The following is an 11,090-nucleotide window of genomic DNA, read 5'->3' on the forward strand; positions in this document are numbered from 1 at the left end:
CCCTCGGACGCGAGGCGGTGGTCGGGGTAGTCGCCGTCGGCGATCCAGCGCAACCCGTGCACGATGCCGGGCAGCTGGTATTGCTCGGGCATGTGGTCCAACAGGTGCCAACGCAAGTAACTGCCGTCGTCATCGGCCGGTGCCGAGGCGGTGAGGCTGAATATGCCTGCCCTGACCCGCATCACGTGGAGCCTCCGGCGGGCGGATGCAGTTCGACCGACAGTTTGGCGGGCCCGCTCATCCCTGCATGTACCCTCCGGCGTCGACGGGGATCGATTGGCCCGTGATGGTGCGGCTGTCGTCGCTGGCGAGGAACAACGCCAGGTTGGCGACGTCGTCGGGGGAGGAGATGTCCTGCAAGGCAACACCTTTGAGTTGCTTCGCGCGAACCGTGTCGACGTCGACGCCTTGCTCGGTCGCGGTGCGTTGCAACCAGTTGCGCCACAGCTCGGTGTCGATGGCCCCGGGGACGATGCAATTGCACCGGATGCCGTGCGGGCCGACCTCGAGCGCGACGGCCTTGGTGAACGCGCGCAGGGACGCCTTGGCGGTGACATAGTGCGTTTTGCGGGCCATGCCGGAATAACTGACCGTGGACGAGAAGTTCAGGATCGCGCCGCTGCGGCGCTGCAGCATCGAGCGGTTGAGGACCTCGCGGGTGCACAGCATCGCGGCGGTGACGTCGATGGCGAAGGTGGCGTTCCAGTTGTCCAGCGTCTGCTCCCAGATCCAGCGGTCCTGGCCGGGCGCGGCGGCGTTGTTGCACAGGATGTCGACGTGGCCGAACTCGTCGACCGCCCGCGCCACCATGGCCGCGACGTCATTCTCATCGGTCACGTCGGCGCGCATGGCGATGGCACCGGGGCCGGCCGCACGGGCGGCGGCGTGGACCAGCTCTTCACGTCGGGCGGCCAGCAATACCTTGGCGCCCTCACGGACGAACAGCGAGCCCAGCACCGGGCCCAGGCCGGTGCTGGCGCCAGTGACGATCGCGACCTTGCCGTCGAGCCGGCCGGTCATTGCGTGGACTTAGCAAGCGGATTCATGCCGCGGCAGATTCTAGCGCCCACATGATTCAGCAGGTCGCCGTCGCGATGAACATGCCGACGGCGGCGACCACGAGCACCAGATCGATCAGCATCGCGTAATGACGGGGATGGGCCCGGCGCACGATGGAACGCGTGACGAAGGGGCCGATCATCAACGCGGCGCCGATGACCAGTCCACGGGCTACGACGGCGAGGTTGAGCGCACCCAACTGACCGAAGGTGCTGATCTTGCCGGCGTAGAGCACCAGGGCGCTGGCGGCCTCGGACCCGAGAAAGGCGCCGCCGGTGAGCCCGTACCCGGTGAAGATGGGAACGCTCAGCGGCCCCGTGGACAGGACCATACCGGTGAGGAAGCCGACGACCGCGCCGGCGATGGCCAGGTGGCGCAGCCGCACCCGCCATTGCCGAGCCGCCGCGACCCTGCGCACCGGAATCATCGCGAGGAAAAACACGCCGAGCAGGCCGTCGACCACCGCCTGCGGGATGCTCAGCAAGGTGTTGGCGCCGAGCACGGCGGCCGGAGTTCCCGGCAACGCATAGGCGAGCACCGGTCGCCATCGAATCTGCCGCCACCAGGCGGCAACTCGGGCGACGTTGGCCATGACCGCCGCAATGCCCATGACGGGCACGGCGATTCGCGGGCCGTACATCATGACCAGCGCGGGCAGCAGCACCAGCGACGATCCGGTGCCTACCAGTCCACCGAGCGCACCGGCGCCCAGGGCGATGAGAAAGAGAACGCAAAGAGCCAGCATGAAAGGACCTTCTCGGCGGCGCGCGGCGCACCGGCCGGGGTCCTCCAGGCTTTTGTCCGTTCAGATGACCGCGTCCCGTCCGGGGGCGCGGTGGCGCCGCTCGGACCAGGCACTCGAAAGTCGGAACCCTAGGCGCTATCGACCACAGGCTACCAAAGATCAACGCCCGCAGCGTCCGTCGGAGGTGAGGCCGCTCGGGTGAACGAGTATTCCGGCCATTAGGTGTTTCTCAATTCCGCTAGCGCCCCTGCTAGCGCTTTCCAGAACCGCCCTATGGTCGGTCGGCGCACGACCAATGGCAGCTACGCGTCGCCGCGTTCCACCGGGTGGCCGGGATCCGAGCTCCACTCCGACCACGACCCCGGATACAACGCAGCCTCCCGCCCTGCCGCGGCCAGCGCGGCGATGGTGACCGCCGCGGTGACGCCCGACCCGCAGTAAGCGGCCACCGCGTCGTGACGCTCGATCGCGCGATCGGACAACAGTTGTGCGAGTGCGTCGTCGTCGAGGAAAGTGCCATCGGCGGCGAGGACCGACGTGCTGGGCAGATTCTTCGCGCCGGGAATGTGGCCGGCGACCGGATCGAGGGGCTCCACGTCGCCGCGGTAGCGCTCCGGTGCGCGCGCATCAAGCAGCGTCACGGTGCCTTCGGCCACCCGCTCGGCCGTCAGCGTGGGGCGGCTTCCGGCATACAGATCATCTTGCGGCACAGCCACATTCCCGGGCGCCGGATCGACCGGCCCGGTCTCGAGGCCTTGCCCGGCCGAGCGCCACGCGGCCAAGCCGCCGTCCAGAATGCGGACGTTGTCGAGGCCGGCCGCGGTGAGCACCCACCAGGCCCGCGCGGAACCGGCGCGATTCCAGTCGTCGTACACCACCACCAGGCCGCCCTGCCGGATTCCCCAGCGGCGCGCGGCGGCCTCCAGGGCACGACCCGACGGCAACGGGTGACGGCCGCGGCCGGACACCGTGTGGTCGCTTAGGTCGTCGTCGAGCGACACGTACACCGCGCCCGGAATGTGCCCGTCCAGGTAGGCCGCCCGCCCGTCGGGAGCGTCGACCCGCCAGCGCACGTCCAGGATGGTCACCGGGTCGCCTGCTGAAATGATGTCCGCCAACTCGGCGGCGGTGATCAATACCTGAGTGCGTGCTCTCACCGGATCCTCCTCATCGGTCTCCAGCGAGCCTAGCCAGCACCCCGGGCATACCGGGGGACCTGGGCGGCCTCCGACTTCTGACCGCTACGCGGTCTGTTCGGAACGACCGGGCGGGTCGTCGAAGGCCGGCGCCCCGAGCGACGCCAGCATGCCGGCCGCGGCGCGGTGCCAGGTGAAGTCCTCGGCGCGGCGTCGCGCGGAGATGCGTCGCTCCCGCTCGGGCCGACTGGCGATGGCGCTGACCGCTTTTGCGATGGCGGCCGGGTCATTGTCGGCCGACGCCCCGCTGTCCGGCGTGATGATCTCCGTAAGCGCTGACGTTCGGGAAACCACGGCGGGCGTTCCGCACGCCAGCGACTCCAACGCGGCCAGCCCGAACGTCTCGTGCGGCCCCGGTGCCAGCGTCACATCGGCCGAGGCCAACAACTGCGCCACCGCGTTGCGATCGGAGACGAAGCCGGTGAAGTCGATCGGCAGGCGCGCGGCCTGTCGCTCCAGCCTGGACCGCAACGGACCCTCGCCGACGACCACCAGCCGCGCGTCGATACCGGCGTGGCGCAGCGCACCGAGTGCATCGATGCTGCGGTCGACCCGCTTTTCCACCGACAGCCGCCCGCAGTGCACCAGCAGCAGCTGCGTCGGTGCGGCCCACCGTTCGCGCACCAGATAGGAGTGGTGGCGCGGATGAAACGTCTGCAGGTCCACACCGAGCGGGACGGTAACGGTGTTGTCGGCGCCGATCCGGTCGAATTCCTCGCGGGCGAAACCGGTGGTGCACACCACGGTGTCGTAGTTCGCCGCGGTGCGCGCGTTGGCGATGTCGGCGAACTTCTGCGCGGCCCTCCGCGGAAGAACCTGTCCGACAAGGCGATCCAAGCGCTCATGAGAGATCATCACCGTCGTGGCGCCGTGATCGCGTCCCCACCGGCCGAGCGACCGCAGGGTGAGGCGGTCCGAAACCTCCAATGCGTCGGGTCGCAGGGCTGCCAGTAGCGCCTTCACCCGTCCCGGCAGCACCGCCCGATAGCCGCCGGTGAAAGGAATCAGGCGGGCCGGCAACGTGATTCGCACCACGCCGGTGTACAGCTGGGCGCGCTCGGCGCATTGACCGGGAACGATCAAGAACACCTCGTGGCCGCTGGCGCAATATTCCGCGCCCAACCGGTCGATCGCGGTGCGGAGGCCGCCGGAGCGAGGGCCATAGAAATTGGCGACCTGTACAACGCGCATAACGTGAGGACACGCGGTGCGCGTGTGCACTCATCAATGCTGGACCGACGGGTGCCTGAACACTGCGTGAACTTCGCTTGCACGGTAGTCCGCGTCGTCCGCAATCGGCATGCTGACGGCCGCGTTCGGGTGTCAGTCGCCTTTAGGGCCTTCGGCTTTGCTGATCCGCTCGGCGAGGTCGGCGCCCGACAGCTGTGCGTCGAGGAACGGACCGGACCGGGGCAAGCTCAGATGCAGCTGTGATGCCCCGCTGATCGCCACGGTGCCGCGATCGAGAGTGAAGTCGAGGATGTGGCCGCCGGCGCTGCGTTCGTTGTTGAGGAAGTGCAGGTGGTAGCCGGCCACGGAGATGCCCTGTTCGAAGTCGGGAGTGCGGAATCCGACCACGGTGCCCGACACGTCGGTGAAGACGGTCTCGGACTGCTCTTCGGTGGCCTGGGTCAACGGGGGATAGGGCGGCTGCTGCGCCATCACGGTGCGGGTGTGCAGTTCGCGGAACTGCCCGTCGACCCGGATGGCGTAGATCAGGTTGGGGCTTTTGATCTGGCGGTCGATCGCGCTCGTTAAATCCGTTCGGCGGGTGAGGGTTTGGATCGCGATCTCGAAGTCGGTGTGAAACCTGGTGACCGCCGCGAACGGTGTGCGGTCGGTCGCCGCCGCCCGGCTCGCGGATCCGTCCGCACGCAGCCGATAGCACACCCCGTCCAGCACCACCATCTCGCCGTCGAGATGGTTGAAGGTGCCCAGGCCGAAGTCACCGTGCCGCAGCAGATCGGCCACGGTGACGTCGCCGTCGTATACACCCTCGAGCAATGCGCTGATCGTGGAGAACTGATAGACCTCGTTGTCGGCGTCTTGATGCGCGAGAAGCCCTGTCGCCCAGTTGCGGAATCGCTCGTACGCGCCGGAATGCTTGTCCATGATCCCTACTCGAACGGGTCGTCGTGTAATTGTTCGGCCAGGTCGACGTTGTGGCTGTAATCCACCGGAACGTCGATCAGCGAGGGTCCGTCCTCGGCCAACGCCTGGCGTAACGTGGCGCTGAACTCGTCCAGGCTGGTCACCCGATACCCATTGGCGCCGAAAGCCGCTGCGTAGGAAACGATGTCGTAGTCGCCGAGCTGGATCCCGGACTTGCGGCCGTATTTGAGGGCTTCCTGAAAGCCCACCATGTCGTAGGTGTTGTCGCGAAAGACGATGTGAGTGAACGACAAACCCAGCCGGGTTGCGGTCTCGAGCTCCTGGCTGGAGTACAGAAACCCGCCGTCCCCGGAGACGGACACGACCGGCGTACCGGGCCGCGCCAGGCATGCGGCCATCGCCCAGGGCAGAGCAACCCCAAGGGTCTGCTGCCCATTGGAGAACAGCAGTCGGCGCGGCTCGTATACGCGGAAGTGGCGGGCCATGTAGATGTAGACCGAGCCGATGTCGCAGGCGATGGTGGCGTCGTCGCCCAGTTCCTCGCGCAGCCGCAGCACAACGGCGACCGGATTGAGGGCGGCCCCCTCCGGTTTTCGAGAGCCCGCAGTGATATCGATGTGCGACAAGCGTTTTCGCAGCACGCTGATCTCGTCTTGATATTCGTTCGCGAGGGTGAGGTCGGTGAGTGTGTCCGTCAAGGCGGCGAGAGTGGCAGCGATGTCGCCCAGCAACTCGTTCGTCGGCTGATAGTTGTTGTCGATCCCGGCCGGAATCGAGTCGATGTGCACCACGGTGCGGTCGACGTCGCTGTTCCACAGTCCCGGGTCATATTCGACGGCGTCGTAGCCGACAGTGACCAGGACGTCGGCTTGACCGACGATGACATCGCCGGGCTGGTTGCGGAACAGGCCGACCCGGCCCAAGAAGTTGTCTTCCAGCGATCGTGACACCACCCCGGCGGCCTGAAACGTCTCCACCACCGGCAGACCCGTGGTGGCGATCAGGGCGCGCAGCGCCAGGCAGCTGTCCGGATCGGCGCCGCGGCTACCGACGAGCAGCGCGGGGCGGCGCGCGGCCCGGATCACCTCGGTGGCCCTGCGGATAGCGGACGCCGGGGCCGCCGCCAACTCGGGGATCGGAAGGCGGCGGGTGATGCCCGCTGTGGTGGGTGCGGCCAACACGTCGGCGGGCAGCACGACGGCGGCCGCTCCGCGCGGCTCGGCGACCGCGGCGCGAAAGGCGGTGACGGTGGCCTCGGCGACATCGTTGGGGTCGTTGACCTCTCCGGTGAACTTGGTCACCGTCTTGAGCAATGCGGCGGCGTCCATCGACTGATGCGTCCGCTTGAGCCGGTCCTCCCGGCGCACCGCGCCGCATAGCGCGACCACCGAGTCCTGTTCGGTGTTGGCGGTCAGCAAACCGGTGGCCAGGTTGGCGGTGCCGGGCCCGGACGTCACCAGTACGACGCCAGGGATGCCGGTGAGCCGCCCGGTCGCCGCGGCCATGAACGCCGCGTTTTGTTCATGGCGGCACACCACGAGCTGCGTTCCACCGTCCACCAGGGCGTCGTACACGGCGTCGATCTTGGCGCCGGGCACACCGAATACGTACTGCACGCCCTGCGCCGATAAGACGTCGACGATCTTCTGGGCGCTGCGCACGGGCTCACCCTGTTCTGTGGACGCCATGTTGCCCAGTCTGGCCGCTGGCGCCGCTATGCGCTCGTCGGCGGCCCGAACCAACGCTGCAGCGCCGCGCGCAGGGCCGCCTCGTCGGCCGGCCCGAATTCGTCGGCGGCCCATGCGACATAGCCGTCCGGCCGGATCAGCAGCGCCGCGGCGGGCCGCTCGGCGATGCTCGCGGTGACCGTGTCGACACGATCGGTCCAGCCACTTGCCGTGTCCGCGACGGCGCCGTCGAGGTCGAGCAGCACCGGGCGGCCATCGTGCAGCAGCTCGGCCACGCGCCGGCCGTCGTCGAGCCTTAGGTCCGGCACGAGCCAACCCGACAGTCTATGGTCGTCACCCACGTCGTACCGAACATCGTTGCCGGCCAGCAGCTTCGCCATGTGCCGGGCGACGTCGGGAATGGCGAACAGCTCGCCCATGAGCGTTCGTAGCGCAGTGACTTCGGGCCCCGGCGCCATGAGAGCGGTCTGCGACATCGAGTGCATCATGACGCGCTGACCCACGGGGTGGCGCTCGGACTGGTAGGTGTCGAGCAGTCCGGCCGGCGCCGTTCCCATGAGCTCGGCCGCCAGCTTCCAGCCCAGGTTCATCGCGTCCTGCAGGCCAAGGTTCAGGCCCGGCCCGCCCATGGCGCTGTGCACATGGGCGGCGTCGCCGAGCAGCAGAACGCGCTTGTCGCGGTAGCGCTCCGCGTGGCGTGTGTTCTGCCCGTTGATCCGGCGCAGCGCGTGGGGCCCCGGGCCTTTCGGTTCCTCGAACGGCAAATCCACGGCGAGGACGCGGCGCGCGCTCTCGCGCAGTTCGGCCAGGCTCATCGGTTTGTCCTCCACCGGCGGCCCGAACTCGATGGTGCCGAACAGCGATCGGCCCGGTTCGAACTCGGCATAGATCAGCCCGCCGCAATCCAATCGCGTGTGACCGAACGCAATCCGGCCGAACCCGGGAACTTCGATGCCGCCGTCGGCGCGGCGGAGTCCGTCGGGGATGTGCACGTGGGCCAGCCGCCCGACGGTCTGCGATGTGTAGCCGGGAAAGCCGATGCCCGCGGTCTTGCGGACCAGGCTGCGTCCGCCGTCGGCGCCCACCAGATACCCGGCATCGATGCGATACTCGCGCTCGGGCGAGGACACCGTCACCCCAACGGAATTCGCTTCCTGCCGTAGGCCGGTGAGTTCGTGTGCCCAGCGCACGTCCACTCCGAGGTCCCGCGCCCGCTTCTCCAGCAGCCGCACCACCCGAGGCTGTTGGATGGGCAACGCGTACATCGGGTTATCGGGCACTTGGGAGAAGTTCAGCGTCATGGCCGCGAAGATCCACCCGTAGACCGGTTGCGGGGGATTGGGGTCACCGGTGAACTCCCGGTATAGGCCGCGCAAGTCGAGCATCCGAACCACTTGGCCGACAAGGCCGTTCGCCTTCGGGTCGGGGCTGGGACCGGGCAGGGCGTCCAACACGACGGGCCTGATGCCGGCCAGCGCCAATTCGCAGGCCACCAGCAGCCCGTTGGGCCCGGCGCCGGCGATGACGACGTCGGCGTGTTCGTCAGCCATGACGTGCCTTCTTTCTGGTGGGTTCGGGTAGCCCGGCGCTGACGGCGGCGAAGCCCTCGCGGATCAGGGCGGTGATGGCCACCGGCGGATCGGCCCGCACGTAGGCGTCGGCGGCGGCGTCGCCGACCGCCCGTACCACGGCCATCACCAACCGGGGGTACAGGTCGTGATCGGGGTCGGTCCCCGTGCGTTCGGCGATGACGTTGAGTAACTCGTCGAAGAGGTTGTGCGGCACCGAATTCCGCACTTGCGGATGCATGACGAGCTTGCGGACCTCGACGAGCTCTTGGCGGCTGGGGACGCGGTTCTCGTCACCGTGCACATCGCCGAAGTCGGCCTCCAGGGGTTCCAGCACGGCATGGGTGAGCGCGGTCCAGAGCGGTTCGTCGGCGGGCCGCTGCCGCAGCGCATCGACGCTGCGACGCACGCGTTCGGCCTGCCGGTAGGCCAGCGCCTCGTATTTGCCGCTGAAGTAGTTGTTGAACGTGCGCAGTGAGACGCCGGCCAGGTTGGCGACGTCCTCGCGCGTCACGTTTTCCAGGCCGCGCTCGAAAGCCAGCCGCAACGCGGCGTCACTGAGCGCGCGCCGGGTGTCGGCCTTCTTGCGCTCCCGGAGCCCGCTCATAGCGCCCAACGTACGCCGAACTTGCCCGGTGGGCAAGCTTGCCTAGTGGGCAATTTTCGCCTAGCGCGCGCCCCAGTCCCACCGGGGCGTGGTGATCAGAGTCTGGCCGCTGATGCGTGTTTCGCCCCAGTCCTTGTACAGCTCGATTTCGACGGCCTCGCCGTCGGAGCCCTCGCCCAGCGGACTTGTGCCCAAGAATTCCAGCAGCGTGCGGGAGTGGGTGACCACCACGACCTGGGTCTTGGCGGCGGTGGTGCGGATCAGCGAGGCCAGCGGTGCCACCAGGTCGGGGTGCAGCGAGGTCTCGGGTTCGTTCAGCACCATCAGCGACGGCGGTTGCGGGCTCAACAGCGCGGCGGCCCACAGCAGGAAACGCAGTGTGCCATCGGATAACTCGGCCGCGCGCAGCGCGCGCAGCATGCCGCGCTGACGCAGCTGGAGGTCGAACAACCCATCATGGATGGCCACCGAGACGGTGGCGCCGTCGAACGCTTCGGCGACCGCCCGGGTCAGGTCGTCGAACCCCGATTCGAGGATCGTCTGGATCGCGGCCGCGAGGTCGCTGCCGTCGTCGGAGAGCACCGGGGTGCGGGTGCCCACCTGCGGGTGGCGCGCGGGCGCCCCCGCGTCCACCCGAAAGCCGTCGTAGAACCGCCAGCCGCGCAATCGTTCTCGCACGGCCGCCAGCTCGGGTAGCGCGTGCGGGTGGGCGTACTCGGCGAGCACGCTGTGATACGACGGCAGGGTCCGGGACAACTCGTCGAAACCGCCGCCGGAATCCGCGCTGGCCTCGGCGAAGACGCGGGACCGTCGCACCAGCGTCGTGCTGGGCCGCAGCACCGGACCGGCGAACAGCACCTCGCGTTTGATCTCCGGATCGCGGGCGAACACCGACTCCCCGGCAGACTGCGGCAGGCCCAGATCCACCAGGTAGCCGAAATCGTTTGCGGCGAAACCCATCTCGAGGGACACGGGCCGGGTGCGCACGGTGCCCACGGTTTTCCCGGAGCGTCGCGCGCCGGCCGGCTGCTCGGGGCCGGCCCACAGCACCGATTGCAGGCCGCCCTCGCGGGCCAGCGACCCGATCACCTCGCCGCGGCCGCAATCGGCCAGCAGCCGCAGCGCGCGATACAGCGACGACTTGCCGGCGCCGTTGGCGCCGGTGATCACCGACAGCCGGCCCAGCGGCAGGATCACCTCGCGCAGCGAGCGATACCCGCGGATCGCGACGGTGTGCAGCATGGGCCCGACTGTACGGTCGGGCACCGACGGGCCCTACTCCTCCTCGTCGCCGTCGTCGACCGCGGCGGCGAGAAGCTGCACTTCCTCGAGATCCATCTCGTTCTGCAACTCGCGCAACACGATGTCGTCGATCAGGTTCTGGTTGCGCAGCGCGGTGATCTCCCGGCGCTTGTGTTCGAGCACGCCCAGCCGCACCCGGCGGACCTTCTCACGACCCTTGAGGATGCGGGTGTCCGGCGAACCGTTTTCGGTCGCCAGGACCAACGCGGCCTTTTCCTCGTATTCCTTCTGCAGCCGCCGCCGCAGTTCGTCGCTGAGGCCGACCTCGTCGGCGACCGTGGGCAGTGCGGCCAGGGCGGCCTGCGTGCCCCGACAACGAGCCAGTTGCAGCTCCTCGGCGTGGGTGGCGTCCTCGGGCATGTTCGCCCAGCGGACGACGGCGGGCAGCGTACTGCCCTGCACCAACACGGTCACCAGGATGACGACGGTGACGATGAAGATCAGCAGGCTGCGGTCGGGGAACGGCGCGCCGCTCAGCGTCGTTACCGGCACGGCCACCGCCGCGGCCAGCGATACGGCGCCCCGGAATCCCGCCCAGACGGTGACGAAGCGTTGCCGCCAGGTGACCCGACGTTCGCGTTGCACCTCGCGGCGGTCGATGAGCCGGATCAGCAGCGTGGTGATTTCTCCCCAGAAGATGCGAGACACGATGACCACGCCGGTGATCACCAACGCCACGAACAAGGCGTGGCGAACTCCGCCGTCGACGCCCACGATGCCGCGCAGCGCACCCGGGATCTGGACGCCGACGAACACCCACAACGAGCCGTTGAGCAGGAATGTCGCGATGTCCCAGAAGGCGAAGGACCCCAG

Annotated in this window: 10 protein-coding genes and 1 pseudogene; all 11 read right to left on the bottom strand. The window is 68.4% G+C overall.

The features are described 5' to 3' along the window. Positions 1-182 (bottom strand): annotated as a pseudogene (locus tag A9W96_RS31550) (hypothetical protein); the annotation flags it as partial. A 55-nt stretch (positions 183-237) separates the two neighbouring features. After that, positions 238-1,020, bottom strand: a complete 783-nt coding sequence (locus tag A9W96_RS18025; RefSeq protein ID WP_067141784.1) for an SDR family NAD(P)-dependent oxidoreductase — start codon at positions 1,018-1,020, stop codon at positions 238-240. Positions 1,021-1,075: 55 nt separating this feature from the next. Further along, positions 1,076-1,804 (bottom strand): sulfite exporter TauE/SafE family protein, encoded by a 729-nt coding sequence (locus A9W96_RS18030; protein ID WP_066877263.1) that lies wholly within the window; start codon positions 1,802-1,804, stop codon positions 1,076-1,078. A 302-nt stretch (positions 1,805-2,106) separates the two neighbouring features. Beyond that, positions 2,107-2,961 (bottom strand): sulfurtransferase, encoded by an 855-nt coding sequence (locus A9W96_RS18035; protein ID WP_067141787.1) that lies wholly within the window; start codon positions 2,959-2,961, stop codon positions 2,107-2,109. Between the two features lie 84 nt (positions 2,962-3,045). Further along, the gene (locus A9W96_RS18040) at positions 3,046-4,191 is read right to left on the bottom strand and encodes a glycosyltransferase (RefSeq protein WP_067141790.1); all 1,146 of its coding nucleotides are present in this window, start codon (positions 4,189-4,191) and stop codon (positions 3,046-3,048) included. A gap of 132 nt (positions 4,192-4,323) precedes the next feature. After that, on the bottom strand, positions 4,324-5,112 hold the full coding sequence (budA, locus tag A9W96_RS18045) for an acetolactate decarboxylase (protein ID WP_067141793.1): 789 nt from the start codon (positions 5,110-5,112) through the stop codon (positions 4,324-4,326). A gap of 5 nt (positions 5,113-5,117) precedes the next feature. Continuing rightward, on the bottom strand, positions 5,118-6,800 hold the full coding sequence (gene alsS, locus A9W96_RS18050; RefSeq protein ID WP_067141801.1) for an acetolactate synthase AlsS: 1,683 nt from the start codon (positions 6,798-6,800) through the stop codon (positions 5,118-5,120). Between the two features lie 26 nt (positions 6,801-6,826). Further along, positions 6,827-8,350 carry an FAD-dependent monooxygenase gene (locus A9W96_RS18055; RefSeq protein WP_067141796.1) on the bottom strand — a complete coding sequence of 508 codons (1,524 nt, stop codon included), beginning with the start codon at positions 8,348-8,350 and terminating at the stop codon, positions 6,827-6,829. Then, positions 8,343-8,975 carry a TetR/AcrR family transcriptional regulator gene (locus A9W96_RS18060; protein ID WP_066871432.1) on the bottom strand — a complete coding sequence of 211 codons (633 nt, stop codon included), beginning with the start codon at positions 8,973-8,975 and terminating at the stop codon, positions 8,343-8,345. The genes A9W96_RS18055 and A9W96_RS18060 overlap by 8 nt, the downstream gene beginning before the upstream one ends. 60 nt (positions 8,976-9,035) lie before the next feature. Continuing rightward, complete coding sequence (locus A9W96_RS18065; protein ID WP_067141799.1) at positions 9,036-10,217, bottom strand: AAA family ATPase; 1,182 nt, start codon at positions 10,215-10,217, stop codon at positions 9,036-9,038. Positions 10,218-10,250: 33 nt separating this feature from the next. Beyond that, positions 10,251-11,090 (bottom strand): cation:proton antiporter (locus tag A9W96_RS18070; protein WP_197499555.1); only part of this gene is annotated, 840 nt, incomplete at its 5' end.

Origin of the sequence: Mycobacterium sp. 1245852.3, assembly GCF_001669335.1 — a bacterium.
Classification (GTDB): domain Bacteria; phylum Actinomycetota; class Actinomycetes; order Mycobacteriales; family Mycobacteriaceae; genus Mycobacterium; species Mycobacterium europaeum_A.